The organism is Lachnoclostridium sp. An118, assembly GCF_002160985.1.
In the GTDB taxonomy this organism is placed as follows: domain Bacteria; phylum Bacillota; class Clostridia; order Lachnospirales; family Lachnospiraceae; genus Claveliimonas; species Claveliimonas stercoravium.
On record NZ_NFLQ01000004.1, the window covers coordinates 16,779 to 34,700 of the forward strand.

19 protein-coding genes and 2 pseudogenes are annotated in these 17,922 nt (G+C 43.5%); 18 read left to right on the forward strand and 3 right to left on the reverse strand.

Features of this window, described 5'->3' with window-relative positions:
• Positions 1-26: 26 nt before the first annotated feature.
• Complete coding sequence (locus B5E62_RS04475) at positions 27-212, reverse strand: DUF4177 domain-containing protein (RefSeq protein WP_204876404.1); 186 nt, start codon at positions 210-212, stop codon at positions 27-29.
• A gap of 167 nt (positions 213-379) precedes the next feature.
• Between B5E62_RS04475 and B5E62_RS04480 the strand changes: the two genes are divergently transcribed.
• From B5E62_RS04480 to B5E62_RS17215, 7 genes and pseudogenes are all read left to right on the forward strand, one after another.
• Positions 380-1,312 carry a ParM/StbA family protein gene (locus B5E62_RS04480; protein WP_087173444.1) on the forward strand — a complete coding sequence of 311 codons (933 nt, stop codon included), beginning with the start codon at positions 380-382 and terminating at the stop codon, positions 1,310-1,312.
• Between the two features lie 5 nt (positions 1,313-1,317).
• Positions 1,318-1,719 (forward strand): hypothetical protein, encoded by a 402-nt coding sequence (locus B5E62_RS04485; RefSeq protein WP_143468802.1) that lies wholly within the window; start codon positions 1,318-1,320, stop codon positions 1,717-1,719.
• Between the two features lie 875 nt (positions 1,720-2,594).
• Positions 2,595-3,035: a sigma factor-like helix-turn-helix DNA-binding protein gene (locus B5E62_RS04495; RefSeq protein ID WP_087173446.1), complete on the forward strand. Its 441-nt coding sequence runs from the start codon at positions 2,595-2,597 to the stop codon at positions 3,033-3,035.
• Position 3,036: 1 nt separating this feature from the next.
• Positions 3,037-3,225 (forward strand): helix-turn-helix domain-containing protein, encoded by a 189-nt coding sequence (locus B5E62_RS04500; protein ID WP_087173447.1) that lies wholly within the window; start codon positions 3,037-3,039, stop codon positions 3,223-3,225.
• Between the two features lie 425 nt (positions 3,226-3,650).
• Positions 3,651-4,223 carry a TetR/AcrR family transcriptional regulator gene (locus B5E62_RS04505; protein WP_087173448.1) on the forward strand — a complete coding sequence of 191 codons (573 nt, stop codon included), beginning with the start codon at positions 3,651-3,653 and terminating at the stop codon, positions 4,221-4,223.
• Positions 4,220-4,963, forward strand: a complete 744-nt coding sequence (locus B5E62_RS04510; RefSeq protein WP_087173449.1) for a CPBP family intramembrane glutamic endopeptidase — start codon at positions 4,220-4,222, stop codon at positions 4,961-4,963. The genes B5E62_RS04505 and B5E62_RS04510 overlap by 4 nt, the downstream gene beginning before the upstream one ends.
• Before the next feature lie 10 nt (positions 4,964-4,973).
• Positions 4,974-5,144 (forward strand): annotated as a pseudogene (locus B5E62_RS17215) (cysteine-rich KTR domain-containing protein); the annotation flags it as partial.
• A gap of 53 nt (positions 5,145-5,197) precedes the next feature.
• Here the strand turns inward: B5E62_RS17215 and B5E62_RS04520 are convergent.
• Positions 5,198-6,562: a sensor histidine kinase gene (locus tag B5E62_RS04520; RefSeq protein ID WP_087173450.1), complete on the reverse strand. Its 1,365-nt coding sequence runs from the start codon at positions 6,560-6,562 to the stop codon at positions 5,198-5,200.
• Positions 6,559-7,254 (reverse strand): response regulator transcription factor, encoded by a 696-nt coding sequence (locus B5E62_RS04525; protein WP_087173451.1) that lies wholly within the window; start codon positions 7,252-7,254, stop codon positions 6,559-6,561. The genes B5E62_RS04520 and B5E62_RS04525 overlap by 4 nt, the downstream gene beginning before the upstream one ends.
• 159 nt (positions 7,255-7,413) lie before the next feature.
• On the opposite strand from B5E62_RS04525, the gene B5E62_RS04530 reads away from it, so the two are divergent.
• The 11 genes and pseudogenes from B5E62_RS04530 (at position 7,414) to B5E62_RS04580 (ending at position 17,917) form a co-directional block, all read left to right on the forward strand.
• Complete coding sequence (locus B5E62_RS04530; protein ID WP_087173452.1) at positions 7,414-8,337, forward strand: ABC transporter ATP-binding protein; 924 nt, start codon at positions 7,414-7,416, stop codon at positions 8,335-8,337.
• Positions 8,330-9,115, forward strand: a complete 786-nt coding sequence (locus B5E62_RS04535) for an ABC transporter permease (protein WP_087173453.1) — start codon at positions 8,330-8,332, stop codon at positions 9,113-9,115. Before B5E62_RS04530 ends, B5E62_RS04535 begins: the two co-directional genes overlap by 8 nt.
• Positions 9,116-9,127: 12 nt before the next feature.
• Positions 9,128-9,922 (forward strand): ABC transporter permease, encoded by a 795-nt coding sequence (locus tag B5E62_RS04540; RefSeq protein WP_087173654.1) that lies wholly within the window; start codon positions 9,128-9,130, stop codon positions 9,920-9,922.
• A 102-nt stretch (positions 9,923-10,024) separates the two neighbouring features.
• Positions 10,025-10,366 carry a YxeA family protein gene (locus B5E62_RS04545; protein WP_087173454.1) on the forward strand — a complete coding sequence of 114 codons (342 nt, stop codon included), beginning with the start codon at positions 10,025-10,027 and terminating at the stop codon, positions 10,364-10,366.
• A gap of 137 nt (positions 10,367-10,503) precedes the next feature.
• A pseudogene (locus B5E62_RS17625) lies at positions 10,504-10,655 on the forward strand (TnpV protein); the annotation flags it as partial.
• A gap of 158 nt (positions 10,656-10,813) precedes the next feature.
• Complete coding sequence (locus B5E62_RS04555; RefSeq protein WP_087173455.1) at positions 10,814-11,434, forward strand: TetR/AcrR family transcriptional regulator; 621 nt, start codon at positions 10,814-10,816, stop codon at positions 11,432-11,434.
• A 143-nt stretch (positions 11,435-11,577) separates the two neighbouring features.
• Entirely contained in the window at positions 11,578-13,332 is a 1,755-nt protein-coding gene (locus B5E62_RS04560) for an ABC transporter ATP-binding protein (RefSeq protein WP_087173456.1), read from the forward strand.
• Positions 13,329-15,071 (forward strand): ABC transporter ATP-binding protein, encoded by a 1,743-nt coding sequence (locus tag B5E62_RS04565; protein ID WP_087173457.1) that lies wholly within the window; start codon positions 13,329-13,331, stop codon positions 15,069-15,071. The genes B5E62_RS04560 and B5E62_RS04565 overlap by 4 nt, the downstream gene beginning before the upstream one ends.
• 52 nt (positions 15,072-15,123) lie before the next feature.
• Complete coding sequence (locus B5E62_RS04570) at positions 15,124-15,708, forward strand: MptD family putative ECF transporter S component (protein ID WP_087173458.1); 585 nt, start codon at positions 15,124-15,126, stop codon at positions 15,706-15,708.
• Entirely contained in the window at positions 15,708-16,433 is a 726-nt protein-coding gene (locus B5E62_RS04575) for an energy-coupling factor transporter transmembrane component T (RefSeq protein WP_087173459.1), read from the forward strand. The genes B5E62_RS04570 and B5E62_RS04575 overlap by 1 nt, the downstream gene beginning before the upstream one ends.
• Positions 16,434-16,447: 14 nt before the next feature.
• Positions 16,448-17,917: an ABC transporter ATP-binding protein gene (locus B5E62_RS04580; RefSeq protein ID WP_087173460.1), complete on the forward strand. Its 1,470-nt coding sequence runs from the start codon at positions 16,448-16,450 to the stop codon at positions 17,915-17,917.
• Positions 17,918-17,922 lie beyond the last annotated feature (5 nt).

Here is a 17,922-nt window from a genome sequence, read left to right on the forward strand (position 1 = left end):
CTTTTCATTCAGATAATTACGGTTTATCATTCTTCCTTATCCTCAATTTCTCGCTCAAAAATTGAATATTTCCAATCATCAGTTCCAGAAATCAATCTCCACCCTTGCTTACCATATTCGTTCAGCTTAGCAATATATCTGTCTAACTTAACATGAACATTAAACGAAGGCTCTGCGCTTAAATCTACGGTCATATACTCATATCTTTTCACTTCCAATCTCCTTTCAACTTCTAATTTGTTGTTGCCTACATTTTACCAAAGATACATCTCGAATACTATCTTAAATAAAAAATCTCAAAAGTTTTCTCTCCAGAGTTGCTATTTACATACCTCATACGTATGGAATAAGTAGAAAACAATATAAGGAGTGACGCATTATGATAAAAAAACTGACTATCCCCGTGGATCACGGGAATCGGAACATGAAGACCACCCATTTTCTTTTTACCACGGGGCTATCTTCTACAGACCGTAAACCTGCAGGCCGTGAGGATTTTCTTCAGGCTGACGGGAAGTATTATGTTTTGAGCGGCAAGCGGATTCCATATCAGAGGGACAAAACACAGGACGAACGCTTTTCCGTCCTGACGAGATTTGCCATTGCAAAGGAGCTGGAGCGTACCGGCCAGGTAACGGAAGAAGATGTGGTGCAGGTATCGCTGCCGATTGGTGTACCGCCTAAGCATTACGCAGAGCTGGCGGAGCGGTATCGGGAGTATTTCCTGGGAGACGGAAAGATGCAGGATCTGGTGTATAACGGAAAAACCTATCATACCTGTATCCGGGACGTAGCTGTATATCCCCAGGCGTATGCTGCCATGATGACAGAGGGAGAAAAAATCCGGCAGATCCCCAAGGCGGTGGGAATTGATATTGGCGGATTCACTTCCGATTTTCTGCTGATGCGGAATGGTGCCCCCTGTCTGGACTATTGTGATTCCATGGAAAAGGGTGTCATCACCATGTATAACGACATCATTTCCAGCGTCAATGGGGATCATGATATGCTCCTGGAGGAAACAGACATTGACAGTATCCTAGAAGGCAAGACGGAATATTATCCGGATATGGTGGTACATACGGTGGAAGAAATGGCCCGGAATTTTGTGACTGACCTGCTCAGCAGTGTCCGGGAGCGGGGCATTGATACGAAATCTACCTATACTATATTTATTGGAGGCGGAGCTATTTTGCTCCGGCGTTTTCTGGAAAGTTCCAACCGGCTGATCAAGTATCGGTTTATTGATGATATTTTCGCAAATGCGAAAGGGTATGGCATCCTGTACCGCAGTTCTTTGGCAGGGAAGTGATGATCGTGGGAAAGAAAAATCCATATGTATTTACGATAGGATTTGATAAGAAAAATCCAGAGCATCTGGAAGTCGTAGAGATCCTGAACGGGACGGAGAAAAAGGCGGCCCTGATTGCGGAAGCAGTTCTGCAGTATATGGGGAAGAAGTCTGGAGGAGAAGCAGAGGTATCCCAGGAAAGCATCCGGGCGATGGTGCGCCTCCTGGTGCGGCAGGAAATGGACCGGATCATAGGTGAGGTTCCTGCTTCAGACTTTGTAACTTTGCCTGGCCAGAAACCACAGCCGGAGCCAGAAAAAAAGCCGAAAGAAGTCGTGATTGAGGATTTGAACGAGGAAGAACCTCCGATTGATGAACAAACAATGCGGGATGTTGCGGATGCCATGGCAGCATTCCGGAATATGTAGCGGAAAGGCGGGAGAATGAAAAAAGTTTTCCCGCCTGTTTTCACAGAATTTTTAGAATTTGCACAGAAAACTCATAGATTTTATACAGAAACCTCACAGAAATAGGACGTATAATATAAGCCGAGGTGGTTATGTGGGGTTTCTGTTCGGGTATGTAGTCCTTTCAGCAGACCTCGCAGCGTTTGCGGCGCAATCTCCTATTCTTCCTGGGAACAGGTACTTCATTCTTTCGGAACTTGCTGCAGCGTGGAACTGCCGTTATATTCTTTTCGGTTATTGACAACCGCATCGACAGAAAGACTCAAATAGGACGCAAGCGAACAGAGACTGTCAAGCCACGGGTTTGCCTTGTAGTTTTTTATCAGAAATTGTGCGCAGGGATACATAGGTTCGTTCTTTCAGTGTGTTTTGAGACAGATTCCTGCGTGTCCGGGCATCTTTTACAGCATCCCCTAATCGTTGAATATACATCCATATCACCTCATTTTCTGCGTATATTGTACCGCAGCCAGATAAGCACATTCCATTTATGGTAATGCGTGGTGGAAAACAATGTAATGCAGGAACGAGGGGGAATGTCTAAAAGATAGGATGCGTATTTTGGATGGGTAAGAAAGTAGCCGGGAAAAAGTTAAAAAAATTGCTGACACCCACAAGGCCCTTTTGACGCCTGTACCTGCACTATATGAGTTATCAACCGACACATATATTGCGTGTCAAAATAGACTGTGTTTGATCAAGACCAGACTGCAGAAAGCAGATTTTGGTCTTATTTTTTTATATCGGTGTCGGAGTAGCTGTATGATCCGATGCCGTTCTCCGCCAGCTTCTTGAATTTCTTTGAAACTACAAACGAAATTCAGGAGGAACATAAGATGAATGAAAAACGTACTTACAGTGGAGAACGGACAAAATCATATTTTACCGCATATTTAATGGAATTTATCAAAGGCCGCAGGAGCAGCTATCTGAATAAAAAAATCCGGACAGAAAACAATTCTTTCCTGATGGAAGAAATCGCTGAAATTGAAGAACGGATTTCTTTAGAAGAAATGCAGGAGAACCTGGAGAGGGAAAAGACACTTTTGAAAGAAGCTATGGGGATTTTTCCGGACTGGGGAGAGTTGGAGGACCGCAAGCTGGTTCAGTTGCTTTTGCTGCTCAGAGAAGAAGAAAGAAACCTGATTTACCTGCATGTGTTCGAGGAACGCAGCTTTGATGACATGAGCAAGATAACAGGGCTGACCTCAGAACGGTGCAAGAGCATCTACTATTATGCTATCCGAAAAATACGGAAAGAAATGGGGGATAAATAGGATGAGTTTTGACGAATTATTATACCGGGCGAAAGCCGGAGACATGGAAGCAAGAGCAGAAATTTTTGAAATGTATCGTCCAATGCTGATCAAAAATGCACTGGTAAATGGAAGGTTCGACGAAGATCTGTACCAGGAGCTGGCGGTAGAGCTGATGAAGTGCATCCGGTATTTCCGGCATGTGGAATAATTAAGAGAGACCGGGCGGCGTAAGCTGCCCGGTCTATATTTTTTGGCGGTTCTTCGGTGCGGGCTGAAGAAGCTGGCGCGTCTGTTGGACACGGCCCGATAACCTGACCGCCGTATAGCGGCAAGTAAGAAAGCGCCGGACGCAGGGCCAGCAGGCCGCCGCGACCGGCGCTTTCGTATGGTTTTTTCTACGCATTTAGCCCCCTCTTGGGCGGGGATTGGATAATCTATCTCGCCTACCCGCTGACTGTGGCGGGAAAACCTTGATTTTCATGGGTTTTTATTCCCCTAATTGCGTAGGCAGGAGGGGCACTCTTTCATATTTAACATCGCCTTTGTTTTTCTTAAAGTCCATTGACAAAGCCACAATTTCGTTATATAATATTTGTTATATAACATGAGTTATGTTTAAGGAAGGACGCAATTATGCCACCGAAAGCAAAGATTACAAAAGAAATGGTCATTGACGCTGCTTTTGAGGTTGCTCATGAAACAGGTGCAGAAAATATTAACGCAAGGACAGTTGCAAAAAAATTGCATTGTTCTACACAGCCTGTTATGTATCACTTTTCTACGATTGAGGAATTGAAGAAAGCTGCCTATACAAAAGCAGATTGCTATCATTCTGAATATCTGATGAATATTGAAAATCCGCAGAAAGGAATTATGCTTGGAATTGGACTAAATTATATCCGTTTTGCAGTTGAAGAACCGCATTTGTTCCGCTTCCTTTTTCAATCCAACTTTTTTAATGGAAAGACTTTACTTGAAATGATAGATGCTGAGGAACTTATGCCTGTTCTTTTGGCAATGCAAGGAGCAATCGGAGGAAGCATAGAGCATGTAAAAGAAATCTTTTTGACAGTTTTTTTATTTGCTCATGGTTATGCAAGTATTATTGCAAACAATTCATTAGAGTATGATGAAGAAATCATAAGGAAACATATAGAAAATGCTTATAACGGTGCGGTATTAGCGGCACAGGAGGAAACGAAATGAGAAAGCTATATGAAAAAAGTGAACTGACCTTTACAATCATATGGATTGTGATTTATTGTGTTCTGCAATCTTTAGCTAACCCACTAAACGATAAAATAGGAGTTGAATATTCTGCGAGTGCTATTTTTTGTGCTTTACAGACTGTTATCCTCTTGGCTTTTGTTTGGAAAAATAATTTATTGGAACGATATGGACTTTGTAAACCCTCTGTGTCTGCTCGGTGTTTCCTTTACTATGTACCGCTTATTATTTTAGCAACGGGAAATCTTTGGAACGGTTTTGCAAACAATTATGTTCTTTCTGGAACTATCTGCCGAGTTGTATGTATGCTTTGCGTGGGATTGATCGAGGAATTGATTTTCAGAGGTTTCTTATTCAAAGCGATTGCCAAAGACAACATGAGAACTGCTATTATTATTTCAAGCCTAACCTTTGGCATAGGGCATTTGGTGAATATATTTAATGGAAGCGGTATAGATTTGGTAAACAATTTGTTTCAAATATGCATTGCGATTGCAGTAGGTTTCTTGTTTGTAACAATTTTTTCTCGTGGCGGAAGCCTACTTCCCTGTATTATTACCCACTCGGCTATTAACACTCTCAATACTTTTGCAAAAGAAGAAGGATTTACAGTTGAAAAGCAGATTACCCATGCTCTTATTATGGTTGTCTTAACCGTTGGCTATACTTTAATCATTACAAAAACGCTGCCCCAAACAAGTTGGAAGGTAGATAAATGATATGACAAGTATGATTTCAGAATGGGTTTACTGTCCTATCTGTGGGAATAAGACAAGGCTAAAAATCCGTGGAGATACAGAACTTAAAAACTTTCCTCTTTTTTGTCCAAAATGTAAGCGAGAAACACTAATCACTGTAAAACAATTCAATATCACAGTTATCAAAGAGCCAGACGCAGAGCCGATAACACACAAGGCAATCTCACTTGTGGTTATCGGCTTCTTTTTATTGCATTATTCTATTGGTAGTTCAATCGTAACACTTAATCCATGTGGAACCGTATCAAAAAATCGGATTGTCCCCTGATGTGCCTTTACAATCTGACGCGCAATTTTCAAACCCCATCCATGCTCAGTATCGCCTTCACTTTTTTGTGAACTGGAAATATCTTCGTTGCTGTTCAGTGCGTTCAGTTGAGGCTCGCTCATGCCATGCCCATTATCAGAAACAACGAAAACACAGCTATTCTCATGGATGCCAACGGATAATTCAATTTTACATCCTGTTGGATTATGGACAATACTGTTGCGAATTAAGTTTTCCAGCATCCGCTGCAACAATAAATTGTCCCCACTAAGTTGTATGTTTCTCCCCGGCTGTTTCTCGTAAAATTCCATTTCGAATTGTTCCGGTATGCCGTCATTCAGTATTTTGCTTATCACCTGCCTTGCCAGCTCTACAACATCAATACTCTGCATGTGAATTGCCTGTATGGAGTATTCCAGCTTTGTCGTCAGGTTCAAATCAGATACTAAATTTTTCAGCTTTTCGCTTTGGCTAAGAATTATTCTGGCTTGTTTTCTGGTTTGGTCTGGCAGTTCAGGGGTTTCCTTGATTTCGCTTGCATACCCTAAAATCATAGAAAGCGGTGTCCGTATATCATGGGAAATTCCCCTGATCCAGTCCGCACGGGTGTTGTCCTTTTTTAGTAAATATTCGCCAGCCTTATTTAAGCCGGCATTGATTTCTGCTAATTCTCCAGCTTCCTCCAAATGAACAGGTTTTCCAGCAGAAAGGTGGCGAATACCATCTAAAATTGGCCCCATTGCTTTTTCTACTCGGTGAGCATTGCGAATAAACAGATATACCATCAACAAAATATTGATAAAAAATACTGCGACTAATCCAAATAAAAAAGGCTGGACATATTGCGCCCTAAAAGATAAATAATAGTTCACGACACTCCCTGGAGATAAGCCGATAACAAGAAGCCCATCCTGACGCTTCCAGATATTAACTGGATAATCATCGAGATACCACCGACTGAACATTGCAATATCTGTGGCATTATAGTGGCGTGGTAATTCTTCCGGCAGATTTTCTTCCCAAACGACGGTTCCATCTTCATCTAATATCATGGCCCATGCGTCTGCCTTATTGAGCATTTCTGTTGCCTGTGCATCTCCAGTAAATTGTCCGTTTTCTACAATGACATGATTAGAAAAATCCTCAAGGGGGAAATTGGATGTTGCCACATTGCCGAAATAAGCTATCACAAAGTAGGAGGCTACTAAAGCAACATTAACCGTCAGAAAAAGGATTACAATTCCAACTGTGGAAAATATATACCGGCGAAAAAAGCGTTCTGATGCGTTCATGTTTGCTCCCCCTTTATGTTCAGACGATACCCTATTCCTTTAATCGTCACGAGAGCAACTGGCTTTGAGGGATTTTCTTCAATTTTTTCCCTCAAATGCCGGATATGGGTTGCCAACGTCCTTTCATATCCTTGCCAGAAGTCACCACAAATAGCCTGACATAAAGAACCGGTGGTAACGATTCGACCTGCGTTTTCGTATAACTTTTCAAAAAGCTGGAACTCTTTGGCTGTCAATGAGATGCTTTCTCCATTACGCTGCACCATTGCTTTTTCCAGATCAACGGTTGCAACATCAAAAAACACCTTGCGCTCTTTTTCTGGGTAGACCCGTTTTAATATGGCCTGTACCCTGAACAGCAATTCTTTTGGTAAAAACGGTTTCAGAAGATAATCGTCTGCACCATTTTCAAAGCCCGCGAACTTGTCCTCTGCTTCGCCGCGAGCTGTCAGCATTAGGACAGGGACTTTACTTGTCTTTCGGAGTTCCCTTAATGTCGCAAATCCGTCCATACCTGGCATCATAACATCAAGGATTATCATATCTGGCTGTTTTTCTTTACACATTTTCAATGCAGCTTCACCAGAGGCCGCCGTCAACACCTGTGTAAATCCTGCCCTTTCAAAAATGGACTTCACCATTTCTAATAGTTCGGCTTCATCGTCCACTACAAGAATCATTCTATCGTTCATAAGGCACCTCCTATTTATTCTATTCTTATTATACCGCGAGATGATTAGATTGCCTATTCTGCCCATGAAATCTCAAAGTAAACTCAAAGTTGGCTCAAAGTCATCTCAAAGTTGGTGTGTTATGCTGATTACGAAAACAAAAAGGAGGCGTAAGCTATTATGAGTGATTACATTATTGAAACGCGTGATCTGACGAAAAGATACGGCAATCAGGCCAGCGTTTCTCATCTGAATATTCATGTGAAAAAGGGCCGTATCTATGGACTGCTGGGGCGCAATGGGGCCGGTAAGACCACGACTATGCGGATGCTGCTGGGACTGACAGCCCCCACTTCTGGCGAGGTAACAATATTCGGAAAAACTTTTCAGGGCAATGAAAAGAAAATCCTGTCTCGCATTGGTTGCCTGATTGAGTCACCGGGCTTTTACCCCAATTTAACAGGGACGGAAAACCTGAAAATTTTTGCCGAGCTACGGGGCTTAAAAAATCCCAAGTACATCAAAGGTGCTTTGGAACTTGTCAACCTGCCTTATCGGGATAAGAAGTTGTTTTCTCAATATTCTCTCGGCATGAAACAGCGGTTGGCGATTGCTCTGGCCGTTATGCATGATCCTGAGCTGTTGATATTGGATGAACCGATCAACGGACTTGACCCCATCGGTATTGCAGAAGTACGCGATTTTATCCGTGAATTGTGCGACGCCAGAGGAAAAACCATTTTAATTTCCAGCCACATTCTTTCTGAAATCTCGCTGCTGGCGGATGACGTAGGAATTATCGACCACGGGAATTTGCTTGAAGAAGAAAGCCTGAAAGAATTGGAGGCTAAAAACACCAAATATATCCATTTCTGTGTGTCGGACGCACAAAAGGCAGCACAGATTATTGCTGCAACATTCCGCAGCAAGAATATTCAGCTTGCGGATGCCAATAATCTATATCTCTACAACACGGCCCTCCCGGTGACAAAGATAAACCGTTCTTTTATGGAGGCTGGCATTGATGTTCAGGAAGCCCATCTCTGCGAGGATACTTTGGAGGATTACTTCAAGAGAATTACAGGGGGTGAGGGGATTGCTTAAACTGATCCAATGCGAAATGCGGAAGTTAAAGCGAAAACACTTTGTATCATTTGTGGTTTTCGCCGCGCTTTTGTTCCCAATTCCGTTTACAGCTCTTGTGCTGGCCGGAAGTGTGGGAAACTTTACCGGTTTTGAAGCGGTTTTTGGCCTGCTGGCAACTATGGGGATGCCGATTATGCTTCCTGCCGTTTTAGGGATCATTGCAGCTATGTTGTTTTTCATGGAGCGTGATAATGACACTTTGAAAAACTTACGCACGATCCCCGTTTCCCCAATTAAAATTGCCACGGCAAAAATTACTTTACTTTACATTTTAGGTCTGATTTTTGCTGTTGCTACAATGCTTTCTTCGATGGTTGGTGGGCTGATTGCTGGAAGTGAGCTGACGAACATTGGAGAGAACTTCGGTATTGCAATTATCACCACATTACTTTATACAACAAGTATTCTGCCGGTTGTCATTGCGATTGTTGGGTTTAATCGTTCTTATATTTTTTCGGTCATCTTAACTTTTTTCTATACGATGTTTGACTTTATGCTTGCGTATGGAGGGATGTTTGCGACCACAGATCCTATGATGCGGCTTCTGACAAGTATCATGCCAGCGCCAATTATTTATCGCTGGCAGGCTTCCCAGTTTGTTGATCCCGGAACACCTGCCTATTCGGTGATGGAACCCTATTTTCTTCCCCTGTGGCTTGTTGTGTTAACTGTCGTTATTATAGGAGCGCTGTCTTGTCTGGCGATTGTTAGAATTTATAATAAGCGGGAAAGTTGAGGTGTGAAGAAAATGGTAAATATCATAAAAACAGAGTTTTATAAAATGAAGCGGTATTCCGTAATCTGGATTGGAGTGGCGACAATGCTTACCGTCGTGCTGCTTTCCCGATTTATGGCAACGGCCTCTGATGGAGCAAGCCACACACTGATAAACTTTTCTTCCAGTGTGATTTGGAACAATTTGGTGCTGATATATCCAGCAACGATTACATTGATTGCCGGTTATATCATTGACCGTGAGCGAACGGATGATACCTTAAAGAATATCCTTACAATTCCTGTTTCTTTCCGTAAAATGCTGATTGGAAAACTGATTGCTGTTGGCTGCATGGCGATAGCACTGTCTGTTATTGAGTTTGGATTTACAATTTTGGTTTTCTTTGCAAGCAGCTTCCCCGGATTTTCCGTAGGTGTTGCAGTAAATGTGTTGCTTCAAATGATCGGGATCAATTTGATTTCCTATATTGCGGTTATGCCCATTATTACCTTTACTGCACAGAGAAGCGGTAGCTTTATGCCTGGGGTTGGTTTTGTTTTCTTTTACGGTTTTGTTGGCATGATGGCATCCGGCCACGGGTTACGCGACCTTTATCCAATTACAGCGGGCCTCACTCTAATTGGTTATCAGGATGGAAGTGGTGATCCCACAGGAAGTATTTTCTTGAGTATAGCATCTATCTTTTTTATGCTGGTTGTAACATCTATCCTTGTGTCAACGCCAAGAAATCGTGAGGGAAAGGCTATCAAGAAAAAGAATAATAGTTCTGGTAAAAGGGTTCACAAAAGACATCACGGTACTAGGTAGCCTGTTACGAAAAGAATAATTATCGTGTGTGGCATTATTGCCCCTGTTTTTCCACTTTCAAAGTCGGAAGTAAAAAAGAAAACATATAGGAGGAATTTTTAAATGAAGTCCCAAAAAGCCGTTATAGGCATTGTTGCAGCAATATTGGTGGTTCTCTGTATGGGTTTAGCATTTCTGGCGACCAAGAATGAAGATTATTATACGCAAATTGATAATAGATGGGTACAGGAGATTGCACCACATGGGGCAATGAATTATAAATACACGTTGGCGGCTTACGACGAGAATGGAAATGAAAAGGACGTAGTATTTGAAACGAGCCGTGTTTTGACCGATCAAGCGTTTCTTTGCCTGAAAGTCAACTTTATCCGAGGTGTTGTAACATGGGCGGAAGTAGAATATGAGGAGTTACCCGCAGAGGTTCAGCAGTATTACAGCGAATAGTGCAGCAGCCCCTATTTCCGGCTCGGCAGCCTCCACGGTCATAACCTCTGTGCCAGTGCCTTGTGTGAGTCATAGCTTACATACCACGAGTGGAAAAGCAAGGCTTTTGAGAAAAAGATTAGCTACTTACTCAATAAAAGCGCATGGATGCCATGCTGCCCCGCATGATGGAGGCGGCGGGCGTCACCGAGGAACTGAAAGCCCGTGACCCCATGCGTTGGGTGGGCTGATGAACATGCTGAGAGCGCAGGCGGAGGAAACTATTTTTCAAGAGTTGATTTACGCATAAAAATCGCTTTACAAGAGCCGGAATGTTGTGAAGGGCAACAAATCCGGCTCTTGATTTTTCTCACCTCCAGATTTTGGCCTTGACAAATCATTTTGCAGGAGTATAATGATAACTAAGTTAGCATACGCTGTTATCACAATACGAAGGGAGGCGAGATTGTGGCAGTTGGAACATACGAAATTACTCACGAAAGAATTATGGAGAGTGGACGGACACTTTTTCTGAAAAATGGCTATGAGCGTACAAATCTACGCGAGCTTTGCAAGGGAGCAGGTATTACAACAGGGGCATTTTACCGACATTTTGAAGATAAAGAAGCGTTATTTGCCGCTTTGGTCGATCCGGCTATCAAAGGGCTGAAAGAGAGATATGATGCAGCCGGTGATAAATGCTTTGATTTCGTATCCGTTGAAAATATCAGTCAACTTTGGTCTGTGTCGATTGATACAATGGCTGAGTTCATTCGGTATATCTTTAAGAATTTTGACGCTTTCAAACTTCTTCTCCGCTGTTCTGATGGGACGAAATATGTTGACTTTACCGACTGGATGGTAGAGAAAGAAGTTGAGGACTCGCTAAAACTATATGAAGTGTTGGAACAAAAGAATATTTCTTTTCATAAATTGACAGTCAAAGAGATGCATATGTTATATCACTCTTACTATTCCTGCATCTTTGAAACTGTGCTACACGATTATACAGAGGAAGAAGCTCTGCAATGTACGAATACTTTAGCAAAGTTTTTCACGGCTGGCTGGCGTGAGGCGCATGGCCTTTGATTTTTCAAAGGTCCATTTTTTTGAGCGAATGATAACTTAGTTTGCACAACTTGTTAGCATACTTTGTTATCTTATGTCTGGCTGCTATATTTTTTTAATATATGGTTAGCAAAACCTAACTTCATTTTTAAGGAGGTAGTCACATGGAGAACAAAAATGAGCAAAGCACAGCTTCAAGTCTATTGCGCTTTGCAGGCCAGTACAAAGGCAGATACATCCTGTCAATTTTTCTTTCCGTACTGGGCGTTGCTTCGGGCCTTGTTCCGTATTATGCTGCGGCTCAAATGCTAATTGGGCTGATCGGCACAGAACGAGATTTCTCGTTCTATATTCTTTGGGGAATTGTTGCTATGGTGGGTTATCTGGCGAAATCTACGTTCGCTATTCTTTCAACAAGCGTTTCCCATACGGCAACTTTCCTTGCGCTTCGGGATATACGAAAGCAAATCGTTGATAAACTTTCCCGTATGCCGATGGGAACACTTCTCAATACACCATCGGGACAGTTGAAAGATACGCTGGTTGACCGTGTGGAAGGACTGGAGACCCCATTGGCTCATCTGCTGCCGGAAATGTCAGCAAATGTATTGGTGCCGATTTTCATTGTCATTTACCTGTTCGTGCTTGATTGGCGTATGGCATTGATCTCTCTTATCACGATCCCGGTAGGCATGGCATTTATGGCAACGATTTTGAAAACCTATCCGCAGCAGTATGAGGGATCGGTAAAAATCAATCAGCGAATGAACAATGCTGTTGTCGAGTATGTGAATGGTATTGAGGTTATCAAGGCATTTAATCAAAGCGCCGCTTCTTATGGAAAGTATTCGGATGCTGTCCGTGACAACGCCGATTATTTCTATAAATGGATGAAAAGCTGCCAATGGGCAATGGCGGCGTACAATGCCATCTGTCCTGCCGTTCTGATTACCGTACTTCCCGCAGGCGTTTTGTTCTATGCTGCCGGAAGTATTACGGCCGCAAATCTGATTACCATTATCATCCTGTCCCTTGGCATTGTCGGACCACTGATTGCCGCATCAAATTTTGCAGATAGTCTCGGCATGGTTGGCACTGTTGTAAATGAGATTGCTGCCTTACTGGATAGTCCTGAACTGGTACGGCCTACGCAGACAGTACCCTTGCATAGACAGGAAATCCAGCTAAATGATGTTTCATTCTCTTACAACGATGACGGAGACAACGCGATTAAGCATATTAACCTTACCATCAAGCCGGGAACTGTCACCGCCCTTGTGGGGCCATCCGGTTCCGGCAAGTCTACCATCACAAAGCTAATTGCTGGTTTTTGGGATGTAGGTTCGGGTTCTATTACTCTTGACGGAAAAGACTTGCGGACAATTCCTCAAAAGCAGCTTGCGGATCAGATTGCTTATGTGTCACAGGATAATTATTTATTCGATGATACTATCCGGGAGAACATCCGTATGGGCCGCCTTTCTGCATCTGACGCAGAGGTTGAGGAGGCTGCAAAAGCTGCGGGGTGTGATGCTTTTATCCGAAGTCTTGAAAATGGCTATGACACAAATGTTGGTGGAGCCGGAGGGCATCTTTCAGGCGGGGAACGTCAACGCATTGCTATCGCCCGCGCCATGTTAAAAAACGCACCGATTGTTATTCTGGATGAAGCGACTGCCTACATCGACCCCGAAAATGAAGCTGTTGTCCAACAGGCCGTGAGCAAGCTGGTTGCAGGCAAGACACTGATTATTATTGCCCATCGTCTCTCTACCATTACAGACTCGGATACGATTGTTGTTATGAAAGATGGCTGTATTTCTGACATGGGCACTCACGATGAACTGCTGAAGAAGTCGCCACTTTATAAGGAAATGTGGCAGGCGCACATTGGAGCAAAGGATGGTGAGAAAGTATGATAAGCGTATTCAAAAAGATTTGGATGTTCGCAAATGAAGAACAAAAGAACATCAAAAAATCAATCGGGTTGGGTCTGTTGAACGCTATTTTCCATGCGCTTCAACTTTATGCGATCTTTGTTGTTCTTGCAGCACTTGTGACGGGTAATGTCGGACAAAATACGGCCATTGGAGCCGTAGGACTAATGCTTGTCAGCATTGTCGGGAAAATCATTACACAATACTACTCTCAATTACAACGTGTTCATGCGGGCTACTTTATGGCTGCCGGGAAGCGTATTCAGATTGGAGACAAGCTGAAAGTTGTCCCGATGGGCTATTTCAATCAGAACAGCCTCGGTAATATAACCGCAGTTGCAACGACGATATTAAGCGATGTTGAAACAACGGCTCCCGTGGTGCTGGTTACTACTCTTGGCGGATTTATCAATGCTATTGTTTTTGCGATTGTTATTTTGTTGTTTGACTGGCGGATCGGTCTGTTAGTGGTTGCTGCGATGCTCCTGTTTTTGTGGGTCACTTCCATGATGGAGAAGCGCACACGCCGTAATGCTCCATTGCGTCAGGCGGCCCAGGAAACATTGGTGTCTGCCGCACTGGAGACAATTCAGGGCATGAGCGTTGTAAAAGCGTTCAACCTAAACCGCGACAAAAATAAGCGTATGGAGCAGGCGATTGATAATAGCTGTAAGGAAAATGCCAGCATGGAAAAATCCATGTCCCCGTATCTCTGGTTCCAGCAGGTTATCCTTGATCTGTTTAGTGTTGCAATAATGCTCTTATCTGCTTACTTCTTTCTTCAAGACACAATGCCGTTGGCGTACTGTCTGATGATGATTGTTGCCTCTTTTATGATTTTTGGAGAACTGAAAAGTGCTGGGAGTGGTATGGCAACACTTCGTCTGACGGAAGTTTCTATTGACAGAGCAAATGAGTTGGATGAAGTGCCGGTTATGGGTGAAGGGAATGTTGATAAAGCTCCCGTTTCCCATACCATCAAATTTCAAAATGTTCACTTTGCCTATGAGAAGCGGACAATTCTGGATGGAGTGAATTTCACGATTCCAGACCGTACTATGACCGCCATTGTCGGCCCATCTGGTTCTGGAAAAACAACAATCTGCAATTTGATTGCGCGATTTTGGGATGTAAACAGCGGACGAGTAATGATAGGTGGGCAGGATGTGAGAGCCTATACACTTTCAGAACTGATGTCGAACATCAGCATGGTTTTTCAAAATGTGTATCTTTTCGCAGATACGATTGAAAACAATATCAAATTTGGAAAGCCAGACGCCACCCATGAAGAAGTTGTTGAAGCAGCCCGAAAGGCGTGTTGTGATGATTTTATTTCTGCCCTGCCCGATGGATACAATACTTTAATCGGTGAGGGCGGCGCATCACTCTCTGGCGGTGAAAAACAGCGCCTTTCTATCGCCCGCGCCATGCTGAAAGATGCCCCTATTGTCATTTTTGATGAAGCTACCGCAAATGTCGATCCAGAAAATGAGGATCGCTTGCAGGCAGCAATCGAAGAATTGACCAAAGACAAGACTATTATTATGATTGCCCACCGCCTCAAAACGGTACGAAACGCCGACCAGATCCTTGTGGTTAGCGGCGGTCATATTGTGCAGCAGGGCAAGCACGATGATCTGATACAGCAGAAAGGCATTTATGCTGACTTTGTCAGCGGCAGAAAACAAGCCATCGGCTGGAAACTTGGTATAAACAATTAAAGTTTTGCGCCGCAACTGCGGTTCAAATAAAAATTCAAAGGAGGATTTCATAATGGAATCGAAAAAATTAAAGGCAAAAGACCTTATCAACGTGGGTATCTACACGGCTATCTACATTGTCATTTTCTTTGTCGTTGGAATGCTCAACGCAATCCCGGTACTGTATCCGTTTCTCTACATCCTGATCCCGTTGATCTCCGGCATCCCGTTCATGCTGTTTCTAACCAAAACGGACAAATTCGGCATGGTTACGATTATGTCCATTATCTGCGGCGTGTTCTGGTTCCTGATGGGATATACCTGGACTGCTATTGTCGGCTATGTGGTTTTCGGTATTATTGCCGATTTGGTCTTGCGGGCCGGAAAGTACAAGAGCTTCAAAATTGATGTCATTGGTTTCTGGCTGTTTTCCTGCGGAATGATTGGTTGTCAGGCCCCTATGTGGGTAATGGCAGATACATACATGGCTGGAATTGAGCAGTCTATGGGCGCACAGTACGCAAGCGAACTGGCCCGCTATATGCCGTCTTGGATGGGAATTGCCGCGATTGCAATTATCTTTGTAGGCGCACTGTTGGGTTCTCTGCTGGGGCACAAGATGTTGAAAAAGCACTTTGAGAGAGCGGGCATTGTCTAATGGAAAAGTACGAGGCTTATCAACCACCAAAACGGAAAGGGTTTTATCTTGACCCGCGCACAAAAATCCTGTTCATGGCATTTGTAACAACGCTGATGTTCTTTGTATATGAGAACCTTGCGATGGATGCTGTTGTGGCGATAATCCCATTGACCTTACTGCTTATAAACCGTCAGGTGCGGACGGCCCTCATTTATGGAGGGCTGTTCGCTCTGGCGCTGGTAGCAAAGCTCACGCAAGGTATGTATGTGCTGCCGGACATTTTGAATATGATTTCCGTTCTGCTCATCGCAATGGTTATCCGGCTTTTCCCTATCTTCATGCTGGGGTATTACATCATTGAGTCTACAAAGACTGATGAATTTGTTGCCGCTATGGAAAAATGGCATATTCCGGAGGCGTTCATTATTCCTATATCTGTTGTGTTTCGGTTTATTCCCACACTCGGAGAGGAGTCGGCCGCTATTACAGATGCAATGCGTATGCGCGGTATCCAATTTGGCACGAAAAAATTTTGGCAAGCTCCCACTGCAATCCTTGAATACCGCATTATCCCTCTGATGATGTCTGTTGTAAAAATCGGTGATGAACTATCCGCTGCGGCATTGACAAGGGGGCTGGGCGGTCTAAAACATAGGACAACAATTGCAAATATCGGATTTACTTTTTACGATGCTATTATCGCTATATTGTCGGCGGCCTTGCTAATATGGGCGCTTTTGTAGGGAGGTGTGTGTTCTTGATTGAATTTCAAAATGTCACTTTTACCTATCAAAGCACCGAAAGGGAAAGCGGTGTCTATAACCTGAATTTCACAATACCTGATGGACAGGTCGTGTTGCTTTGCGGAGAGTCTGGCTGTGGCAAAACGACACTCACCAGATTGATTAACGGTCTTGCGCCAGAATACTACGATGGGCAGCTTTCAGGAGAAGTCCTTATAAATGGGAAAAATACAGCTAAGACGCCCTTATACGAACTCTCAAAAATTGTTGGTTCCGTATTTCAAAATCCCCGGTCACAGTTTTTTACAGTGGACACAACGGGCGAAATTGCGTTTGGCTGCGAAAATATTGGCTTGCCTAAAGAAGAAATTTATAAAAGGATCGGTCAGGTGTCCGGCGAATTAAAAATCCACAAACTATTGGATCGTAGTCTGTTCGCATTGTCAGGCGGTGAAAAACAAAAGATTGCCTGTGCATCCGTTTCTGCGATGGAGCCAGAAATCATTGTGCTGGATGAGCCATCCTCAAACCTCGATGTGGCTACGATTGCCGATCTGAGAGAAGTTGTGGCGAAATGGAAAGCAATGGGCAAAACGATTATCGTAGCAGAACATCGCCTGTACTATCTTATGGGGGTGGCAGATCGGGTTGTCTATTTGAAAGAGGGTCGGATTGCCAAAGATGTGTCCGCTGTGGATTTTGGAAATCTGTCAGAAGCCCAGCTTCAGAAAATGGGACTACGTTCTCTGCATCCGACTTTTACATCAGAGATACCTGTAACTCCGATGAATGACGAAACTATTAGTTTAACCGATTTTCGTTTTTCCTATGGACGAAACGAAACTATAAATATACCTCAGCTCTCTATACCACGGGGCGCTATCGTAGGAGTGCTGGGGGATAATGGAGCCGGAAAAACCACTTTTGCCAAATGCTTGTGTGGATTAGAAAAATCGGCAACTGGTGTCTTGCAGATTGGTGGCGATAACTTAAATGCAAAACAGCGTATTCATAAATGCTACATGGTCATGCAGGATGTCAACCACCAGCTATTTACCGAAAGCGTGGAGGATGAAATTTTACTTAGTTTGCCTGGAGAGGACGAGGGTGCAGACAAACAACAGGCAGAGAAAATCTTATCAAATCTAAAACTGTTGCAATTCAGAAATCTACACCCTATGTCCCTTTCGGGCGGACAGAAACAACGTGTGGCCATTGGCAGTGCGATTGCGTCTGATAAGGAAGTGCTTGTTTTTGACGAGCCGACAAGTGGGCTGGATTATCACCACATGATCGAAGTTGCTACAAACCTAATAGCATTGAGCAAGATGGGAAAAACACTTTTCATTATAACGCATGATCCAGAACTGATTGCTCAATGTTGCAATTATTTCATGTTCATAGAGCATGGAAAAATCAAATGGAGCGGCGGATGGACTGCCGATAATCGCCAGCGCCTGCATAACTTCTTTTCCACGATTTAGGAAGT

Bases quoted from the DNA above. Each gene is read 5' to 3' on its own strand.
- B5E62_RS04480 (WP_087173444.1), top strand. From the start codon at position 380: ATGATAAAAAAACTGACTATCCCCGTGGATCACGGGAATCGGAACATG.
- B5E62_RS04495 (WP_087173446.1), top strand. From the start codon at position 2,595: ATGAATGAAAAACGTACTTACAGTGGAGAACGGACAAAATCATATTTT.
- B5E62_RS04500 (WP_087173447.1), top strand. From the start codon at position 3,037: ATGAGTTTTGACGAATTATTATACCGGGCGAAAGCCGGAGACATGGAA.
- B5E62_RS04505 (WP_087173448.1), top strand. From the start codon at position 3,651: ATGCCACCGAAAGCAAAGATTACAAAAGAAATGGTCATTGACGCTGCT.
- B5E62_RS04510 (WP_087173449.1), top strand. From the start codon at position 4,220: ATGAGAAAGCTATATGAAAAAAGTGAACTGACCTTTACAATCATATGG.
- B5E62_RS04520 (WP_087173450.1), bottom strand. From the start codon at position 6,562: ATGAACGCATCAGAACGCTTTTTTCGCCGGTATATATTTTCCACAGTT.
- B5E62_RS04525 (WP_087173451.1), bottom strand. From the start codon at position 7,254: ATGAACGATAGAATGATTCTTGTAGTGGACGATGAAGCCGAACTATTA.
- B5E62_RS04530 (WP_087173452.1), top strand. From the start codon at position 7,414: ATGAGTGATTACATTATTGAAACGCGTGATCTGACGAAAAGATACGGC.
- B5E62_RS04540 (WP_087173654.1), top strand. From the start codon at position 9,128: ATGGTAAATATCATAAAAACAGAGTTTTATAAAATGAAGCGGTATTCC.
- B5E62_RS04545 (WP_087173454.1), top strand. From the start codon at position 10,025: ATGAAGTCCCAAAAAGCCGTTATAGGCATTGTTGCAGCAATATTGGTG.
- B5E62_RS04560 (WP_087173456.1), top strand. From the start codon at position 11,578: ATGGAGAACAAAAATGAGCAAAGCACAGCTTCAAGTCTATTGCGCTTT.
- B5E62_RS04565 (WP_087173457.1), top strand. From the start codon at position 13,329: ATGATAAGCGTATTCAAAAAGATTTGGATGTTCGCAAATGAAGAACAA.
- B5E62_RS04570 (WP_087173458.1), top strand. From the start codon at position 15,124: ATGGAATCGAAAAAATTAAAGGCAAAAGACCTTATCAACGTGGGTATC.
- B5E62_RS04575 (WP_087173459.1), top strand. From the start codon at position 15,708: ATGGAAAAGTACGAGGCTTATCAACCACCAAAACGGAAAGGGTTTTAT.